Origin of the sequence: Chrysosporum bergii ANA360D (assembly GCF_029891735.1) — a bacterium.
Classification (GTDB): domain Bacteria; phylum Cyanobacteriota; class Cyanobacteriia; order Cyanobacteriales; family Nostocaceae; genus Umezakia; species Umezakia bergii.
In genome coordinates this window covers 1-19,283 of the sequence record NZ_JANQDH010000040.1, presented here as the reverse complement: position 1 = coordinate 19,283, position 19,283 = coordinate 1, and the positions used below count along the sequence as shown (strand labels likewise).

General features: G+C 45.4%; 11 protein-coding genes and 1 pseudogene. 5 read left to right on the top strand and 7 right to left on the bottom strand.

Annotated elements, in window-relative coordinates; genetic code table 11:
• Positions 1 to 193: 193 nt before the first annotated feature.
• The 3 genes and pseudogenes from NWP17_RS06140 to rpoB form a co-directional block, all read right to left on the bottom strand.
• Entirely contained in the window at positions 194 to 736 is a 543-nt protein-coding gene (locus NWP17_RS06140) for a GIY-YIG nuclease family protein (RefSeq protein WP_280654031.1), read from the bottom strand.
• Positions 737 to 874: 138 nt separating this feature from the next.
• Positions 875 to 6,856 (bottom strand): annotated as a pseudogene (locus NWP17_RS06135) (DNA-directed RNA polymerase subunit beta'').
• Positions 6,857 to 6,959: 103 nt separating this feature from the next.
• Positions 6,960 to 10,268, bottom strand: a complete 3,309-nt coding sequence (gene rpoB / locus NWP17_RS06130; RefSeq protein WP_280654030.1) for a DNA-directed RNA polymerase subunit beta — start codon at positions 10,266 to 10,268, stop codon at positions 6,960 to 6,962.
• Between the two features lie 57 nt (positions 10,269 to 10,325).
• On the opposite strand from rpoB, the gene NWP17_RS06125 reads away from it, so the two are divergent.
• Positions 10,326 to 10,454: a hypothetical protein gene (locus NWP17_RS06125; protein ID WP_280654029.1), complete on the top strand. Its 129-nt coding sequence runs from the start codon at positions 10,326 to 10,328 to the stop codon at positions 10,452 to 10,454.
• 501 nt (positions 10,455 to 10,955) lie between these two features.
• Here NWP17_RS06125 and NWP17_RS06120 read toward each other — a convergent pair.
• Both NWP17_RS06120 and rpsT read right to left on the bottom strand, forming a co-directional pair.
• Positions 10,956 to 11,741 carry a TatD family hydrolase gene (locus tag NWP17_RS06120; protein WP_280654028.1) on the bottom strand — a complete coding sequence of 262 codons (786 nt, stop codon included), beginning with the start codon at positions 11,739 to 11,741 and terminating at the stop codon, positions 10,956 to 10,958.
• Positions 11,742 to 11,960: 219 nt separating this feature from the next.
• The gene (gene rpsT / locus NWP17_RS06115) at positions 11,961 to 12,260 is read right to left on the bottom strand and encodes a 30S ribosomal protein S20 (protein ID WP_280654027.1); all 300 of its coding nucleotides are present in this window, start codon (positions 12,258 to 12,260) and stop codon (positions 11,961 to 11,963) included.
• A 273-nt stretch (positions 12,261 to 12,533) separates the two neighbouring features.
• Between rpsT and hisD the strand changes: the two genes are divergently transcribed.
• Both hisD and NWP17_RS06105 read left to right on the top strand, forming a co-directional pair.
• Positions 12,534 to 13,835 carry a histidinol dehydrogenase gene (gene hisD / locus NWP17_RS06110; protein ID WP_280654032.1) on the top strand — a complete coding sequence of 434 codons (1,302 nt, stop codon included), beginning with the start codon at positions 12,534 to 12,536 and terminating at the stop codon, positions 13,833 to 13,835.
• Positions 13,836 to 13,997: 162 nt separating this feature from the next.
• A complete protein-coding gene (locus NWP17_RS06105) occupies positions 13,998 to 14,423 on the top strand; it encodes a universal stress protein (protein ID WP_280654026.1) in 426 nt (141 codons plus the stop codon).
• Between the two features lie 65 nt (positions 14,424 to 14,488).
• On the opposite strand, the gene NWP17_RS06100 is transcribed toward NWP17_RS06105, so the two are convergent.
• A complete protein-coding gene (locus tag NWP17_RS06100) occupies positions 14,489 to 14,884 on the bottom strand; it encodes a hypothetical protein (RefSeq protein WP_280654025.1) in 396 nt (131 codons plus the stop codon).
• A 152-nt stretch (positions 14,885 to 15,036) separates the two neighbouring features.
• On the opposite strand from NWP17_RS06100, the gene hslO reads away from it, so the two are divergent.
• Both hslO and NWP17_RS06090 read left to right on the top strand, forming a co-directional pair.
• Positions 15,037 to 15,942 carry an Hsp33 family molecular chaperone HslO gene (gene hslO / locus NWP17_RS06095; protein ID WP_280654024.1) on the top strand — a complete coding sequence of 302 codons (906 nt, stop codon included), beginning with the start codon at positions 15,037 to 15,039 and terminating at the stop codon, positions 15,940 to 15,942.
• A gap of 156 nt (positions 15,943 to 16,098) precedes the next feature.
• On the top strand, positions 16,099 to 18,138 hold the full coding sequence (locus NWP17_RS06090; RefSeq protein WP_280654023.1) for a chromosome segregation ATPase: 2,040 nt from the start codon (positions 16,099 to 16,101) through the stop codon (positions 18,136 to 18,138).
• 129 nt (positions 18,139 to 18,267) lie between these two features.
• Here the strand turns inward: NWP17_RS06090 and NWP17_RS06085 are convergent, their stop codons facing one another.
• Positions 18,268 to 18,663 carry a helix-turn-helix domain-containing protein gene (locus NWP17_RS06085; RefSeq protein ID WP_280654022.1) on the bottom strand — a complete coding sequence of 132 codons (396 nt, stop codon included), beginning with the start codon at positions 18,661 to 18,663 and terminating at the stop codon, positions 18,268 to 18,270.
• Positions 18,664 to 19,283: the final 620 nt, after the last annotated feature.

Sequence of the window (19,283 nt, the reverse complement as noted above, 5' to 3'; positions counted from 1 at the left end):
AAAATTGGCTTTTTACTGGAGTTTAGTCTCGGCGCGACGCTTCCGCCGCACCGAGACTGATTGTGCCAGTTATGTTATTTATTGTAGTACAATAATACTATATTCTAGCGATCGCCTGTGCCAGTTGCGTAAGTCCTGATTCATCCAGATATCCCCTGACCATAGCCTATTGGCTCATTTTTTGTGCTTCAATTCATTTTAAATCTAGCAATCCTGCTTCTTTTAATTTAGGATTAAACCGTAATTGTTCTTCTAACCCCCGGTTTTGTAAGATACTTAAAATCTCTGCTTCTACTCGCCGGGCAACACTTTTAATTACTTTGATTTGCGCCAACTCATCATTAGTTGAATTTTCGTATTGTTCCTGTTCATCTGGGGTCATGAATGGTTTAACATTTATGGGTTGTGTCCACTTTTCTTGATCATCTCCATTACCTAATGGAAGCATACCATTTTCAGCAATCCAAGTATTTTGTATTTGTTCTAAAACTGTACGGCTAGGGCGTGAGATGCTTTGGAACTTGACCCAGTAACATTGTTCAGGTTGACGGACTAAATGCTGTTTTAAACTCAGGTAAATATCCCTGGAGTATCCGACAAATTGAAGGTTTTTCTCTTGGTTAAAGATGGCGTATACTCCTATTTTACTAGCAAATAATTCTGGGATTTGACCATGTTCAATGTAAGGAAAAAACTCCAAGTTTGCCAAAGCTGAAATATTAACTTCACCATTCATATATCTTAACTCCTGTTTGTATAATTAGCCGATGTTTACAAGATTTTTCTGAGAATGAGGGAGCAGGGAAAATTAAGGCAAAATAAAAAACGGGGTGTATGGTTATACACCCCAAAAATATGCTCAACTCAATCCTGACTAATCATCAAAATCTTCCTCCTCTTCAAAATCCTCGTCATCCAACAAATCATCTACTTCATCAGTAATCAACTCATCGTCATCTAAAAAACTCGACCTAGACCCAGAATGAAAACCACCAACCCCCACGCCAGTATCTAAATCATAGGCGCGGGCTGTGCGGTCGTCTAATACCATGTCTAAAGTGTCCTCAACTTCATCAAAATAGGGGCTACTTTCCACTACGGTAAATTCATCAATTACCGGTTCTTCGTAAGAGTGATATCCTGTACCGGCGGGAATTAATCTACCAATGATTACATTCTCCTTTAACCCACGCAACCAATCAGATTTACCTTCAATAGCTGCTTCGGTTAACACCCTGGTAGTTTCTTGGAAGGAAGCGGCAGATATAAAACTGTCAGTGTTTAAAGATGCCTTAGTAATTCCTAATAACACTGGGGTGTATTGGGCTTTGGCTCCGCCGGTGATGGCCATGGCTTCGTTTACTTGCTCTACTTGACGTAGTTCTACTAACTCCCCTGGTAACATGGTGGTGTCTCCACCGTCGTCAATTCTGACTTTATTGGTCATTTGCCGCACAATTACTTCTATGTGTTTGTCGGCAATATCAATGCCTTGCGACTGATACACCATTTGGACTTCATTCACCAAAAAAGTCTGAACTCTTTGCAGGGCGTAACTGGCACAAGCATAAACTCCGTCTTCTGAACCGAGGTTAAAGAATACCTCTAAGATTTCATGGGGGTTGCATGGTCCATCGCTTACCCGTTCACCTGCTGCTACCATAGCGCCATCAGTGACCATCAAATTCTGCCCTGGACCTAGATTATAATCAGTGACTACTCCGTTGGATTCAATGATTTTGGCTCCTATAGCCTCGTCTCCATCGCCATAAACTACTTTTAACTCTCCGCCTCGTTTAGCTAAAACACAAGATTCCTTGGGTTTGCGGGCTTCTAGTAGTTCCTCAATTCTGGGTAAACCTTGGATAATGTCCCCGGTTTTAGCGCGTTCAAAGACTAGTAACACCAGATTGTCGCCCCGTTGTACCAAATCGCCATTGTTGACTTGTAATACTGCTCCTTGGCTCACTCGATAAGGACGACCCAGACGGATTTCTACTATATATTCTCCCGACGTGAGGGCTGTTTCTTCTAGTTGGGCTGGTGTGGCTGTTTTTTCCAATACTGCCAATACTTGCCCAGATTCTGCTGCAGTTACACCGGGGGCGATTTGGTCTCCTTCCACTAATAGATCGCCGGGTTTTACCGTGGGTTTAATAGAGGATGTGACTGTGATTTTATCTGTTTGACGTAAAATTAAACAGCGCCGCACTGCTTCTGCACCGTCGCGAATACCTCTGACTATGCCACCTTCTTTACCGAGAATTTGGGTACGGGATACCACCGCGCCTGGTGCTATGGTTTGTCCGTCTTGTACTTCTAGAGTAGTGCGGGTGCTGCCTTGGGTGGCATCAGCTGCTATGTCCCGACGCAGTACGAGGGATTCTAATATGACTAGTTGCAGTCTTTGGATGTCTGAATCTTCTCGGTCAGGCACTAATTCTATGTCAGCAGCTAGAGGGGAACCGCCATGATCTTGTTCTTTATCTTCTTCGATTTCTAACACTAGTTGTGTACGTAGTAAATCGACTCCTTCCACAGACTTGACTCGTTCTGAGTCTTTGTAGGGTAGTCTTTGTACAGCCCGCAGTTGAATAGAACGCCCGGTTTGGGGACTGATGGAGGTGGTGGAGGGTATGTCGGGATGATCTGGAACGACAAACTCAACTACAGGACGACATAATAAAGCAGGACCCTCTGGAGTTTCTACGTACTGGATGTAACGCAGTTCGGTGGCTGTGGTTCCTTGCAGTTCTTCACCTGGTTGAATGAAAGTATCGTCACGACTCATAACCGCTTCTGGATCGTCTACTAATAGCAGTTCTCCGGGTTTGACTACTATTTCTCGTAGTATGTCGTTTTTCTGGGTTATTTCTATGACACCGTTGGTTTGACAAAATATGTCTTTGACTATTTCTGTGCCGGCTTCAACAAATTGACCTTCTTCCACTAATAGTAAGGATATGTCTTTATTGACTTCATGGGTTTCTTCTTGGATCCAGAGTATGGTTCCGCCCTTGACTACTTCATAACCTTGTTTGGCTTTGCCTTTTTTCTGTACTTCTACACCTCCAAATTTAACTAGCCCGCCGGTGGTGGTGCGGTAACGTTCGTCTATTAGCTCTGCTATTACTTGACCGTTTTGGACTTTGGTTCCTGGTGTGGCTCGCAAGTTAAAAACTTGATTTTTGCCTGTGGTGATGAGGTAATGGTTACGCCCTTGGCTGCTTTCTACTGTGACGGTGGCTTGGTCGAGTACTACTGATGCTGTGATTATTTCTATTTCTCTGGCGTTTTTACCGGGGGTGATTTCGGGTAGCCGGACTACTCCCCCGTGAACGGAGGTTAGTTTGGTTTCGGCTAAGACTCCGTTGGTGGGGATTTGGTCGTTGTTTTTGACTACTAGTTCTGCTCCTGGGGGGAGGTTGTAAACTTCTCCGGAAAGTACCCAAATTAGTCCGCCCCTGGCTGCTGTGACTGTGGTATTACCTTGGCGATCTGTTTTTTGTTCTGGTACTACTTCGGCAAATAGGGTTTCTCCCGCCAGGTCTGTGGCTACGTCTTTGACGGCTTTTTCAGTGTTGGCTCTGGTGGTTCTTCCTCCTAGGGCTACTTCTGCTAGTAGTTGACCAATTTTAACTTGGCTACCTGGTTGGACGTATAGAGTGGAGCCTTGGGTGAGGTTGATTTCTTGTTTTTCTTTTTGTGCTGTCTCTAGGATCAGCACACCATCAGCTTCTACATATAAAGCGTCTTCTCCGTGGCGGGTGCGGTAGGGTCTGGTTTTTAGTTGGCGGGGAAAGCGGACAGTAGCTTCAATTTTGCTGCGGACTTGTTGAGCGACTTCTCCGGTGAATACCCCCCCGGTGTGGAAAGTCCGCATAGTCAGTTGGGTTCCGGGTTCGCCGATACTTTGAGCAGCAATAATGCCCACAGCCTCCCCCAGGTCTACCATTTTCCCGTGGGCTAAACTCCAGCCGTAGCAGTGTTGACAAACTGAACGGGCGGCTTCACAGGTGAGGGGCGATCGCACCACTACTTCTGTAACTCCAGCTTTTTCAATTCTGATGGCTAGTTCGTCATCTATGGGGGTATTACGGGCTGCTATTGTTTCTTTTGTGGCTGGGTGGATCACATCTTGGGCGACTACCCTGCCCAATAAGCGGGAACTGAGGGGTATTAATATTTTGCTACCTTCGGTCATAGCCCGGATAGGTATACCTCTGGTGGTTCCGCAGTCAAACTCTCGGATAATCACATCTTGGGATACATCCACTAGCCGGCGGGTGAGATAACCAGAATCTGCTGTGCGTAGAGCAGTATCTACTAGTCCCTTACGGGCACCGTAGGAGGAGATGATGTATTCAGTGACCGTTAGTCCTTCCCGGAAGTTGGTTTTAATGGGGATGTCGATGATTTCTCCTTGGGGGTCTGCCATGAGTCCCCGCATTCCCACTAGTTGCCGGACTTGGGATATGTTGCCCCGCGCTCCTGAGAAGGCCATCATGTACACAGAGTTGAGGGGGTTTGTTTTTTTGAAGTGAGCCACTACCTCATCCTTGAGGCTTTCGCTGGTTCCGTTCCAGGTGTCTATTACTTTTTGGAATCGTTCTACTTCGGTGATTTCTCCCCGTTGGTAGCGAGTTTCTGTGGCTTGGATTTCTTCTTCGGCTGCGTCAAGAAGCGATCGCTTGGTGGGGGGGATCATTAAATCATCTACACTGATGGACACTCCTGCTCTTGTAGCGTAACGAAATCCTAGTTCTTTGAGTTTATCTGCCATCACAGCGGTACGGGCAGTACCGTAATGAGTGTATGCCCAGGCGATGAGCTTTCTCAGTTGTTTTTTGTCTACTACGCGGTTACGAAATATGGCTTTTTCTTTATTTTCGTTAATCATGGATTTCGTCCTTAATTAAATTTAGTCATTGAAAGCGGGGGATGTTGGATTGTCCCCTATTCCCTTGTTAATAATTTTCTAAACCACTAGGGCTTCTTGTATGGCTTTGTTGTAAATTACTCGCCCTGGTGTGGTGCGGATGTACTGAGAAATAAGATTACCCTGGGCATCTTGCCGCACGCGCCGCGTGTTGTATATGAGGGTGCGGGTTCCGTCGGGGTGAGATATATTTTCCAGAACCTCGTCGTCTGGTTGGTCTAGTTCCACGTCTCCGTTAAAGCGTACCCAGATGTAGGCGTGTATTTCTACTTGGTTAAGGTCAAAAGCCATAATCACATCATCTAGAGAAGCGTAGTATTTACCTGCACCTTTAGTTGCTTGGGGATTTTCGGCAGTCAAATAGTAGGCTCCTAGTACCATATCTTGACTAGGGGTGATAATAGGTCTGCCAGTAGCCGGAGATAAGACGTTATTGGAAGCTAGCATTAATAACCGTGCTTCTGCTTGACTTTCCAGGGATAGGGGAACGTGAACAGCCATTTGGTCTCCATCAAAATCAGCATTGAAAGCGGGACAAACCAAAGGATGGAGTTGTATAGCTCGACCTTCTACTAATACAGGCTCAAAAGCTTGGATACCCAAACGGTGGAGGGTGGGAGCGCGGTTGAGCATGACTGGATGTCCTTCAATGACTTCTTCGAGTACGTCCCAGATACAGGGGTCGTTACGAAAGATAAGTTTTTTAGCGGCTTTGATATTATTAACCATGCCGTTGCGGATGAGGCGGTTGATGACGAAGGGCTGGAATAGTTCTATGGCCATTTCCCTGGGGAGTCCGCATTGGTGAATTTTTAGCTTAGGACCAACCACAATAACAGAGCGACCGGAATAGTCTACACGTTTACCCAGGAGGTTTTGGCGGAAACGTCCTTGTTTACCTTCGATGATGTCTGAGAGGGATTTTAGGGGGCGGTTATTAGCTCCTACTACTGTCCTTCCCCTCCTTCCGTTGTCTATGAGAGCATCCACGGCCTCTTGAAGCATCCGCTTTTCATTGCGGACGATGATTTCTGGGGCGAGAATTTCTTGGAGCCTAGCCAATCGGTTGTTACGATTAATAACCCGACGGTAGAGGTCATTGAGGTCACTAGTGGCGAAGCGTCCGCCGTCTAGTTGCACCATGGGGCGGAGGTCTGGAGGGATAACTGGAATAATTTCCATCACCATCCACTCTGGTTTAGAACCGGTGGCGATGAAGTTGTCTATGACTCTGAGGCGTTTGATCAGTTTGGCGCGCTTTTGCCCTTTGGCTGCGGCGGTTTCTTCTCGCAGGTTTTCGGCTTCTTGTTCCAGGTTGATGTCTGAGAGGAGACGCAATAGGGCTTCTGCTCCAATACCTACTTCTACGTTTTGGAGTTGGGAGTCTTCACTATATATTTGGTCTTCTATTTCTAGCCATTGGTCTTCTGTGAGCAGTTGTTTGTAGGTGAGGGTTTCGGCGTTACCGGGGTTCAGGACTACGTAGGAGTTGAAGTAAACAATTTGTTCTACGTCCCGGAGGGGCATATCTAGGAGAATGGCGATGTAACTGGGGATACCTTTGAGATACCAGACGTGGGCGACGGGGGCGGCTAGTTTGATGTAGCCCATTCTGTGACGACGGACTCGGGATTCTGTGACTTCTACTCCGCAGCGTTCGCAGACGATACCGCGATGACGGACTCTTTTATATTTGCCGCAGTGACATTCCCAGTCTTTGGCGGGTCCGAAGATGCGCTCGCAAAATAGCCCGTCCATTTCGGGTTTGAGTGTACGGTAATTGATTGTTTCTGGTTTGGTGACTTCACCTACTGGAGTTCCGTTGGGTAGGGTGCGCTGTCCCCATTGTCTGATGCGCTCTGGTGAGGCTAAACCGATTTTTACGTAGTCGAATTGATTGGATGCGGAGGTTTTCATGATGAATTTTAGATTTTAGATGTTGGATTTTGGATTTGGGGAGTTGGGATTAATAGCAATCTCAAAACTCCCCGATTTTGTGGAGGATCAAAAGTTTTGGTTTTTAGTCTTCCTCTTCTAAGGACTCGCGGGAAAGTGCTTCGTAAGTGGGTCGAGAGGGGGTGCGTCGGGGTGATTGATCCGCCATTAAATCCACTTCTACATCCAAAGAATTACCGTCTGCTTGGGTTTCTACTTTGTGGACGGCGATATCTAAACCTAATGATTGCAGTTCTCGCATCAGGACTTTAAAGGATTCGGGAGTGCCTGGTCTGGGTATGGATTTGCCTTTGACGATGGCGTTTAAAGCTTCGTTTCTACCCTGCATATCGTCTGATTTAACGGTGAGTAGTTCTTGCAAAGTGTAGGCTGCGCCAAAGGCTTCTAATGCCCATACTTCCATTTCTCCGAAGCGTTGACCGCCTTGTTGGGCTTTTCCTCCTAGGGGTTGCTGGGTCACTAGAGAGTAAGGACCAGTAGATCGGGCGTGAATTTTGTCGTCTACTAAATGTACCAACTTGAGGATATAAGCTACACCTACGGTAATTTCGCGATCGAAGGGTTCGCCGGTGCGACCATCAAACACTTGGATTTTGCCGGGGTTGTCTGGGTTAAATACCCAGTTTTTACCAGTTTCTTCTCGCGCTTCTAGGAGTTTTTCATGTACGATTCTGCGGGATGATTCTTCACCGTACATCTCATCAAAAGGAGTAATTTTAAACCTCACTCCCAGGTTATGGGCTGCCCAACCAAGTAAACATTCAAATACTTGCCCAACGTTCATCCGACTGGGTACACCCAGGGGGTTAAGCACAATATCCACTGTGGAACCATCTGCTAGGTAGGGCATATCTTCCACTGGCAAGATGCGGGAAATAATTCCTTTGTTACCGTGGCGACCTGCCATTTTATCCCCTACTTGGATTTTCCGTTTTTGGGCTACGTATACCCGCACTACCATATTGGCCCCTGGTGGTAGTTCGTCTCCTTGTTCGCGGGTAAATAAACGGACATCAACTACGCGGCCTTTTTCTCCGTTGGGGACTCGCAGGGAATTGTCCCGGACATCTCGGGCTTTTTCTCCAAATATAGCCCGGAGGAGTTTTTCTTCTGGGGGTTGGTCTGACTCTCCCTTGGGTGTAACTTTACCTACTAGGATGTCCCCAGATCCTACCCAAGCACCAACGCGGATAATTCCTTGCTCGTCTAATTGACGCAGGGCATCTTCCCCCACATTGGGAATTTCTCTGGTGATTTCTTCTGGTCCAAGTTTGGTTTGTCTGGCTTCTATTTCGTATTTTTCGATGTGAATAGAAGTGTAGATATCATCTTGCACTAGTCTTTCAGAAATCAAGATGGCATCTTCGTAGTTATACCCTTCCCAAGGCATATAGGCAACGACTATGTTTTGACCTAGTGCTAGTTCTCCTCCTTCGGTGGATGAACCATCGGCGAGGACTTGCCCGGCGACGACGCGCTCACCAATTCTGACTATGGGTTTCTGATTTAAACAGGTGTCTTGGTTGGATCTTTGGTATTTGGAAAGTGGATAGATAATTTCTCTGGTTTCTGGGTTGTTTGTTTGGGGAAGGACACGAATTTCTGTAGCATCTACATAAGTAACTTGTCCGTCGGTCCGGGAAACTATCACCATACCGGAGTCTCTTGCTCCTTGGGCTTCTAGTCCTGTTCCTACTAGGGGGCGCTCTGGTTTAAGTAGGGGTACTGCTTGCCGTTGCATATTAGAACCCATTAAGGCGCGGTTAGCGTCATCATGTTCCAAGAAGGGAATCATACTAGTAGCAACGGAGACTATTTGCACGGGTGACACGGCTACATAGTCCACTTGTTCGGGGGTGGTGGTGGTCCAGTCTTGACGATAGCGCACTGGTACTTGTGGTCCTTTGATGTAGCCATTTTCATCTAAAGGAATGTCACCTGTGGCGGTTCGCAAATCGTCTTCTTCGTCTGCGGTCATATAGACTGGGGGAAGGTCAAAGCGCACCCGCCCGTTTTCTACCGGACGGAAAGGTGTTTCTAAAAAGCCGTATTGATTAACTCGGGCATGGGTGGCTAGGGAACCGATTAAGCCTGCGTTTGGTCCTTCTGGGGTTTCGATGGGGCATATTCTCCCGTAGTGGGAGGGATGAATATCTCGCACGGCAAATCCAGCCCGTTCACGGGTTAAACCACCGGGTCCAAGGGCGCTGAGGCGGCGCTTGTGGGTCAGTTCTGCTAGGGGGTTGGTTTGATCCATGAACTGACTTAGTTGGCTGGATCCGAAGAATTCTTTAATTGCTGCTACTAGTGGTTTAGGGTTAACTAAGGATGCGGGAGTTAAAACTTCGGCATCTGATACTGTCATGCGTTCGCGGATGATCCGTTCCAGGCGGTTTAATCCTACCCGCACTTGGTTTTGTAATAGTTCCCCTACGCTTCTCACTCGGCGATTACCTAAGTGATCTATGTCGTCTATGATGCCAATGTCGTATTCTAGGTTGATCAGGTAGTCTACTGCGGACAGGATGTCGCTTGGGGTGAGTACGCGGACGGTATCTGGTACTGATAGGCGCAGTTTTTTGTTGAGTTTGTAGCGACCGACTCGACCCAGGTCGTAACGTTTGGGGTCAAAAAATCGGGAATCTAATAGTTGTTGTCCACCAGAGACTGTGGGGGGTTCTCCCGGTCTGAGTTTACGGTATAGCTCCATGAGGGCTTCTTCTTCGGAGAATTGCCCTTCTTTTTCAATGGTTTTTTGGAAGTATTCGTGATGGCGTAGGGCATCAAAAATTTCGTTATCCGATAAACTCATGGCTTTTAGTAGCACTTGGGCTGAGAGTTTACGGGTTTTGTCGATGCGTACCCACACTAAGTCGTTACGGTCTGTTTCAAATTTCAGCCAAGCCCCCCGGTTAGGAATTAAGCTGGCTGAATAGGTGCGTCTTCCGTTTTTGTCGATTTCTGATTTGTAGTATACTCCTGGAGATCGTACTATTTGGTTAACTATCACCCGTTCGGCTCCGTTGATAATAAACGTGCCTCGGTCTGTCATTAGGGGCAGATCCCCAATAAATACTTCTTGTTCTTTGATGTCCCCTGTTTCTTTGTTTAACAGGCGTGTGGGTACATACATTTGTACGGCATAAGTACTATCCCGCCGTTTTGATTCTTCTACGCTGTACTTTGGCTCTTTTAGTTTGTAGTTCTCTGCCAGGAAGTGCAGTTCTAGTTTGCCTGTGTAGTCTGTAATTGGACTAAAGGAGTTGAGTTCTTCTATTAGCCCTTCTTCGAGAAACCAGCGAAAACTGGAACGCTGAATTGCTATTAAGTCTGGCAATAAAAAGGCGGGTTCCATAAATGTATCTGTAGTCATGCCTTTACCTTAGTCAACCTGGTTAAACTTGTTTTGAGGACACTGCTTGAGTTGGTTTTGCCTGTTGCTACCGCTTTGTTTTTGTCGGTGGTTTTTTGGGACAATTGGGCGATCGCGGCTATTGAAACTGCAAACTGTAATTTTGGCAAGGGGTTAATGGCCTTTTTTTCTGGCTACCTGCGCTAAAATCCAGATAAGTTGATTGTTCAATAATTTATTTGATTTTTGGTTTTTTTCTCATTTCCTTTCCCATGACCCCCAATGATTACTGAAATAAATATGTGATTTTTGTCCCTTGGTTACCGAATTGATGGCGGTTTTCCCTTTAGACACGGGGAAAGAGCCGTTTAGTTGTTCGGCTCTCACTTGTCTTTTTTTTGATTTTTGGTTTTGCCCACAGGATAATTTGGTTTTTTTTAACGGTTTTCTATAGGTTAAGTACGCTATAGATGGGTTTTGCTTCAGTCTGGGTGACTATCGCTGGTTGACATCAGTCATAATTTGAGAACATCCGCTTGTGGAGATGAGGTGGATGATCGGTTTGATAACGGTACAAAAAAAAGTTTTAAATTCCTTCCTTTTATATTATGGCCTATTGAAAATGTTTTTGAGGGAATAATATTAACATAATTTTGTCCTCCTGGGGTTTTATTTTTTCTCCACCCATGGGATATGGATGTTCTGACTTTATAGTGCTAATCCAAATAGTTCACAGGCATTTTGGGTGGTTTGAGCGGCGATGGTTTCTAGTGTCTCCCCCCGCAGTCGAGCTACTTGTTCGGCTACATGACGGACATAAGCTGGCTCGTTGCGTTTTTCACCCCGTTTAGGTGTGGGAGACAGAAATGGGCAGTCTGTTTCGATTAACAAGCGATCGCCGCTCACCATGACTGCTGATGCGTGGATGGATTTAGCGTTTTTGAATGTGACAGTACCGCTAAAGCTGATGTAAAAACCCAGGTCTAGAAACCATTGAGTTTCTTCTGGTGTTCCTCCCCAACAGTGCATGACACCTTTGACAGTTTTTCCTGTGCTTTGCTGCCATTTTTGTAAGATTTCTCTCACTTGTGGGGCAGCATCACGGCAGTGAATAATCACTGGTAAATTCAGTTCGCAGGCGATGGCTAGTTGAGCTTCAAAGGCTATGCGCTGTTGTGCATAGTTATCTGCTTTATAAAGATCCATACCTGTTTCCCCTATAGCCACTACTTTCCCGTCTGAACTGGCTAAGGTTTTAATTTCCGTTGCTGTGTTGCTATGCCATTTGTCAACATCTAAGGGATGTAAGCCAACGGCGAAGCTGAGTTCTGGAAACTGGTACGCTAAGGTTCTGATGCTGGAAAATTCTGATGGTTCGACGCAAGAATGTACGAGATGTACTACCCCAGCTGCTTGCCATCGCCATCGCACTGCGGCTATATCTGGTTGGAATGTATCAAAGTTGAGATGAACGTGAGTGTCAATCAGCTGCATTCCAGTTACCCATCATCAGTCGGTGGTTGTGGTTTTCTATTCAGTAACCAGTTGTATTGAGATATGGCTAATTTTGATCAAGTGAGGTATATTTCCATGGGCAAGACTTGTACTGAGCGTAGTCTAGGTATGCCTGCACCATAAGAATTTTATCATTTACTTTTGTACCTCACGTGTTCAAGAAAGGCTAGATTCTCTACCGATTACTGAACAACGGGACTACTCAGCAGATGCTTGAGTGAGTGGCTTTAGTCTGCTCGCCAGCCTTGATTTTTTTCTAGCGCCATTGTTAGGATGGAGTACGCCCCGCTTGACTGCTTTGTCAATTTTGCTGAAAGCGGCTGACAGGCGGAGTTGTACCTCTTTTTCTGATTCTGAGTTAGGATTGGCTGCATAGACTTCTACAGCACTGAAGTATTTCTTCATCAGCGTTCTAACTGCTGATTTATAAGCTTTGTTACGCAGACGATTGCGTTCTGCGATTTGGGCGCGTTTGAGAGCAGATTTTGTATTCGCCACTGTCGGTTCCAAAAATACTATTAATATGTACACACACTACTAGACTTACTAATATAGCATTAATGATGCCAATGTGAGTATTTGTCAAAAAAAAAGTTTTTGTTAAACAGTCACTGGTGAAAGCATAAATTATCTGCTGGCTGGTCTGGGAGTATAAAAAATCCGGGTTAAGATAGAGAGGAGAATTAGGATTAGCTGCATCAGTTGGCTGGTGAAAAGTTCAGACTAATTCTCATGTGGGAATATTCTAAATTTTGGCACTCTCCTTACTCCATGCTGCGAATCATTACTCAGCAGGCGGATGTTGTAGCTGAATTACAACGGATCTGCCATCGGACAAGCGATGCACAAGTGCTGCACAAAGAAGCAACTGTGCGGGAGGTATTGCAAGCTGTGCAGCGCCAAGGCGACAGGGCTGTTTTGCATTATACGGCTGAATTCGATAACCAAATTCTCAAATTAGAAGAATTGCGTGTTAGCGGGTCAGAACTGGATGCGGCTTACCAACAGGTGTCGAAGGAGTTGCTTCAGGCGATTCAGTTAGCAAGCCGCCAAATTGAAGCATTTCACCGCCAGCGTGTGCCTAAAAGTTGGGTACATTTTGGCGATGATGATGTGGTGCTGGGGAAACGTTACACCCCTGTAGACCGGGCGGGTTTATATGTGCCTGGTGGTCGGGCTACTTATCCTAGTACTGTATTGATGAATGGTATTCCGGCTAAGGTGGCTGGTGTGCCTCGCGTGGTGATGGTAACTCCACCAGGGACGAGAAGGGCTATTAATCCGGCTGTGTTGGTGGCAGCCCAAGAAGCGGGGATAGAAGAAATTTATCGTGTAGGGGGGGCGCAGGCTATCGGGGCTTTAGCCTACGGTACTGATACGATTCCTAAAGTGAATGTAATTACAGGACCGGGCAATATCTATGTGACTTTAGCCAAAAAACTGGTTTATGGCACTGTGGGCATTGATTCTTTAGCAGGACCTAGTGAGGTGTTAATTATTGCCGATGAAACGGCAAATCCGGTGAATGTGGCGGCTGATTTGTTGGCACAGGCGGAACATGACCCTATGGCGGCAGCAATTTTGTTAACTACTGATACTGCTTTGGCTAAAAATGTGCAGGTGGCGGTGGAAAGACAATTGGTGGATCATCCCAGACGGATAGATACAGAAAAGGCGATCGCTCATTATGGCTTAATTGTGGTGGTGGAGTCTTTGTCAGCAGCAGCAGAGTTTTCTAATGAATTTGCACCGGAACATTTGGAGTTACAAGTTAAAGATCCTTGGTCTGCACTGGAGGATATTCGTCACGCTGGGGCAATATTCCTGGGACACTCAACGCCGGAGGCGGTGGGGGACTATGTGGCCGGACCTAACCACACTTTGCCTACTTCCGGTGCGGCGCGTTATGCTTCGCCTTTGGGAGTGGAAACATTTCTCAAGCATTCCAGTATTATTCAATACTCACCAACGGGACTACAAAAGGTAGCTGGGGCAATTGATGCTCTGGCAAGTGCTGAAGGTTTACCATCTCATAAGGATTCGGTGAGGCGCAGAATTCAGCAGGAAGAGTGATTGAGAACATTGATTTTTGTTATAAAGTGTTGCAGAAAACTACTCGGAGGCTGGAATATATAAAATTGGACGGTGAAAGCCGGGAGTAAAGGCTAGAAAGTAACTGTTGAGAACTTATATCAGGTAGTTGTATTAAAGGGTGTACCTTTGAGGAGATGAGCAGTGCTAAAAAATGTTTTGGTGGCTGTTGACGGATCGGAAATTGCAGAACGAGTGATGGAAACTTTGAATGATTTGGTATTTGCTAGTGATGCCAGGGTGATTCTCTGTCACGTGTTTCCGACTTCTGAGTCAGAGAAGCAACCACCGGCGGATCGCCCTCATCCACCATCTGTAAAAACTGTTGATTTTCATATAGAAAAACAGCTGTTAAGCTATAAGGAACAGTTATCATTTAAGAGTGAATTAGAGTTGGTGACTGGTGACCCGGCGGAGGAAATTATTCGTCTGGCTAATATTTACAAAGCTGATTTAATTGTCATTGGTAGTCGCGGTTTAACAGGGATGAGGCGAATTGTATCGGGTTCTGTGAGTACACAAGTGGTGGAAGAGGCTAATTGTTCTGTGTTAGTGGTGAAACCAAGTTAAGGTGAGTTGAACAGGTAGCCCCCAGCCCCTCTGGGATGAGGGGGGAAGAGGCATTTCTGGAAACATTATTGGGAAGTGGATTTTTGAATGGCTAAAAAGTGGCGCAAACTTAATAAGTTAAGGGTTTGTCCGAGGTTGAGGGGGAGTAAGGAAATACCCTCTAAGCGGGACTGAACCCATCCTTCTCCCCAGTACCATTCATGAAAGCCGTCAATACCTCCACTGAGTAGCAAACGTAAGCAGTTTGGTTGTGTTACTTGTACTTGATGATGAATTGAAATTAGCCCGGTTTTGGTTGTAAACTGAAAGCCGGTGTGTAGTTGTTCTGGCATTCCAGGGGGTAAGGTTTGCCCTGGTAGCCATTTGGCTAAGTTTTGGGGGTTTTGCAAACTTTGACCAATGGTATCGGCGGATGCGTCTATTTCTATCCGTAGTTGACTTTGTTGAAAATTGCCCAGCATTTTTTAAGAATTGTTTAAGCTTCAGGTTAAAACTTGGGATGGGTTGTATTTCTAGTATTGCAAATAGGATGGGCGATCGCTGTGTGGGTTTTCTAGTCAGATAAGTATTTAGAATAGAGATTGTATACTTATTAAGAGATGTAAGGTTTTTCATGGCTGATCAACTAATTCGGGCTACAGCTGCGGACGGTGGAATTCGTGCGGTGGGTGTCATTACCAACCGTTTAACAGAGGAAGCACGCCAACGTCATGGGCTGTCCTATGTAGCAACTGCAGCACTGGGGCGGAGTATGGCTGCTGGTTTGTTGATGGCTTCTAGTATGAAGCGACCAGGTTCTAGGGTGAATGTGCGGGTCAAGGGCGATGGACCTTTGGGCGGTATTTTGGTGGATGCTGGCTTAGATGGTACTGTCCGGGGGTATGTTGGTAATCCCAGTGTGGAGTTACCTCCTAATGACAAGGGTAAGCTAGATGTGGGGGGTGCTGTGGGTGATGGCTACCTCTATGTGGTGCGGGATATCGGTTATGGCTATCCTTACTCTAGTACGGTGGAACTGGTGTCAGGAGAAATAGGGGATGATGTAGCTCATTACTTAGTTAGTTCGGAACAAACGCCTTCGGCTTTGGTTTTAGGTGTATTTGTGGGGGCTAATGGTGTAGAAGCTGCGGGAGGTTTGCTGGTCCAGGTTTTACCTAAAGCTGCTAGGGATGAATCATTAGTGGCAACGCTAGAATCCAGGGTGGCTAGTTTATCTGGTTTTACACCGTTGTTACAAGCCGGGAAGACGTTACCGGAAATATTCCATGACTTATTAGGAGATATGGGTTTATCTATATTCCCTGAACGTCAAATGTTGCGCTTTCACTGTGGTTGCTCTTTTGAGCGTGTACTGGGAGCTTTAAAAATGCTAGGACAGGAGGAGTTACAAGATATGATGGTGAAAGATAATGGCGCTGAGGCTATTTGTGAGTTTTGCGGGGAGGTTTATCAAGCAAATAACAACCACTTGGCGCAATTAATTGTTGATCTCCAAATAGAATCTTCTGCTTCTAATTAAAGTAGAAAACAATACGAAATTATGTTCATATTTATGGTATTTGTGGGGGGCAGGATCCGTAATAAAGTAGCTTCTGGACCTATGAGAAAGTTGCTATAACAGGAAGGGAATCATCAGCCGTGAAAGCATGGCTATTCAACTATTTTGGTGTGAGAGATGACAGATCGGGATATTCCTAAAAATTGGACACCATCTAGAGCGGGAGAGCCAGATGACATGAGAAGATTATCCGGAGGGGGACAATTGGGTGATAGTCAACCATGGGCTGTCTCGGCTACTGGTTCTGGTTCTAAGTCAGTGAAGGGAAAAAAAGACCATTCCGAATTACCTTTAAATCATCAGTCAGAAGAAACTGCTTTGCCTGGTAAAAGATCAGGGCAAGTTCCTGGCTGGATGAAAAACTGGGTTATAGGGGGGTTAATGTTAACGTTAATTCCTGGTAGTGTGGGATTTTTGGCTATGGCCATCCTCCTAAAGTTACCCAGCGCTCCCAATTGTCCGGCAATTTCCCGACCTTTTGTCAGTGCTGCTGTGAGGTTACATTGCGCCCAGATATCAGCTTCTAAACAAAATGTCAAGGATTTACTGCAAGCCATGGATTTGGTGAGTGGGATATCAGATGATCATCCGCTGCGGGGGGAAGTTAATCGTTTTTTGGAGGAATGGTCGCGGGATATTTTGCGGTTGGCGGATCAAAGTTTTCAACGGGGAAATTTAGAGGAAGCCATAGCCACTGCCCGTCAGATACCTAAAGATTTGCCTGTTTATCAGATTGTGGATCAACAAATTATTAAGTGGCAGTCAATTTGGAATCAAGGAGAAATCCTATATAAGGATGTTGAAGAGGAACTGAAAGAGCGGCGTTGGAATTCGGCGTTTATGCTGTCGGCTAAGTTGCTGCGGGTGGATAATGAATATTGGTCAGGGCTTAAGTATGATGAATTAAATAATTTGATCACTTCGGCACGGGAAGATGGTGATAAGTTAGCCAAGGCTGAACGCTTGGCAAATACTCGGGTTGTGAGTAATTTACTGGAAGCGATTAAAATATCTGAATCTATTACCTCCCAAAGCTACATATATGAAAAGGCACAGGAGTTTATTCCCAAGGTGGGGCGTAAAATGCTGGATTTGGCACAGGCGAGTCTGGATGAACGGGATGCTAACACGGCTGTGGATATTGCCAGACGAATTCCAGACAAAACCGGACTGGGGGCGGAGGTGGAAGATTTCATAATTTTGGCTGATGCCTACAGAAGTGCTTGGATTGGTACGGTGTCGGGTTTGGAAGCGGCTATTTTGCAGGCGCAACAAGTTGATATTTCTCGACCAATTTATGATAAAGCACAAGAATTAATTGCTCGTTGGCACTTGGAAATTGAAGATGTGGCTCATTTGGAAAGGGCTAGGTCTTTGGCTAGCCAAGGGACGATTGAATATTTAACGGCGGCGATTAGTGAGGTGGAGTTGATTGCTGGCAATAATCCCAGGGGTGACGAAGCTAGAAAGGAGATTAACCGATGGCGCAATCAAGTAGAGACCATCCAAGATAAACCAATTTTGGAACGGGCCGAAGAATTAGCACTGTTCAATGATATTAGTTCTTTGCAGGCTGCTATATCTGAGGCTAGGCAAATACCCAGGGGGCGGGCATTGTATTCTGAAGCACAAAGGAAAATTAGCCAGTGGACGGCTAATGTGGAGCGAATGCAAGATCAGCCATATTTAGATGAGGCCAAAATACTGGCTCAGAGTGGTGATTTAAGGGCTGCTATTAATGCTGCTCAACCTATTGCTTCTTCTGGGCGGACTTTGGCTAGGGAAGCTAGAAAAAGTATTGAGAATTGGCGGGGACAAATCCAGGCTGAGGAAAATTGGAGTCAAGCCCAGCGGGTGGCTAATGCTGGGACTCCAGAGGCTTTGTCTCAAGCTATTAAAATAGCTAATCGGGTTCCGAGAAGTAGCTTTTTGCGGATGGATGTGAGTATTGCTATTAATCAATGGGGTCAGCAATTGTTGGATCTGGCTCGTTCTCGGAGTGGTGCGAGTCTTGATAGGGCGATTGAAATTGCTGAGTTGATTCCACGTAATAGTTCTGTTTACAGTAATGCTCAACAGCAAATTCAGAATTGGCGGTCTTTGCTCAATCCTGAGCCTTTGGAGTTGGAGCCAACTCTTCCTGTTGTGGAGCAGTGATTTTTGATTGGGTGGTTAATTTGTATAATTCTAAGTTTTGACTCATGTTCTGTCACTAACTCCTGTTTCATTAATGCTAAAAAAAGTCTTCAGGGGGTATTCGCGGAATTTGAAGTCAAAATTCTACTCTTAATGATCGGACTGTTTTACTCTTTTTCTCCGAGGCTTGCAATGTTTTCTTTTCAATGTAATTTCCATCTTCTGTAACATTCTTTCTACAGTGGATATACCAATTGTTATTCCTGTTCTTTCTTGAAGAATGGAGCGAATTTCTGATAAAGTAGCATCCTTGTTGGCTTCAACTATTTCTTGGAGAATTTTAAGTTCTTGAGAATTTAGCTTTGGAGGAGTTTGTTTTGTCCTCTGTTTAGGAGCAATACTTTTTGTTTCTCTATATTGCTTTAGTAATTTCTCTACAAAACTTAAACTGACACAAAATCTTTTTGCTAATTGACGTTGTGATATTCCACCTTCTGAGTATGTATCAAGTATTTTTTGGCGAAAGTCCAGGGAATATGCTTTCATTTTTATCTTTGAGTAAATCCACAGCCTCATCTCCACTATTGTACTTTGTTAGTTTCAATCCCTGATAGGGATTAAGTGTCATTGTGACCATTACCCACGTAACACAAGAATCCGGGGAATAAATTCCCCGTCTCAAAGCTCAAGTCCGTTAAAACGGACTCTTACGGAATGCGGGAGGGCCTGTAACACAAGCATCTTGCTTGTTAGAATGTGGAATGTAGAATTTAGAATTTTTAGGACTTACGCATTGACATGAAAAACATGATCTATGGTGTCTAGATCATGCGATCGCCTACGGTACTGGCGAAGCCAATCGCCTGTAACACAAGAATCCGGGGAATAAATTCCCCGTCTCAAAGCTCAAGTCCGTTAAAACGGACTCTTACGGAATGCGGGAGGGCCTGTAACACAAGCATCTTGCTTGTTAGAATGTGGAATGTAGAATTTTGAGGTTTCCGTCTTGTTATCGGTCTGAATACCGGCTAGAAGCCAGTGCTACTTATACAGTTCAGGTAACACAAGCATCTTGCTTGTTAGAATGTAGAATGTAGAATTTAGAATTTTTAGGACTTACGCATTGACATGAAAAACATGATCTATGGTGTCTAGATCATGCGATC

Coding starts and splice junctions, on each gene's coding strand:
- NWP17_RS06140 (WP_280654031.1), bottom strand. CDS start 736: ATGAATGGTGAAGTTAATATTTCAGCTTTGGCAAACTTGGAGTTTTTT.
- rpoB (WP_280654030.1), bottom strand. CDS start 10,268: ATGACTACAGATACATTTATGGAACCCGCCTTTTTATTGCCAGACTTA.
- NWP17_RS06120 (WP_280654028.1), bottom strand. CDS start 11,741: ATGCAGCTGATTGACACTCACGTTCATCTCAACTTTGATACATTCCAA.
- hisD (WP_280654032.1), top strand. CDS start 12,534: ATGCTGCGAATCATTACTCAGCAGGCGGATGTTGTAGCTGAATTACAA.
- NWP17_RS06100 (WP_280654025.1), bottom strand. CDS start 14,884: ATGCTGGGCAATTTTCAACAAAGTCAACTACGGATAGAAATAGACGCA.
- hslO (WP_280654024.1), top strand. CDS start 15,037: ATGGCTGATCAACTAATTCGGGCTACAGCTGCGGACGGTGGAATTCGT.
- NWP17_RS06090 (WP_280654023.1), top strand. CDS start 16,099: ATGACAGATCGGGATATTCCTAAAAATTGGACACCATCTAGAGCGGGA.
- NWP17_RS06085 (WP_280654022.1), bottom strand. CDS start 18,663: ATGAAAGCATATTCCCTGGACTTTCGCCAAAAAATACTTGATACATAC.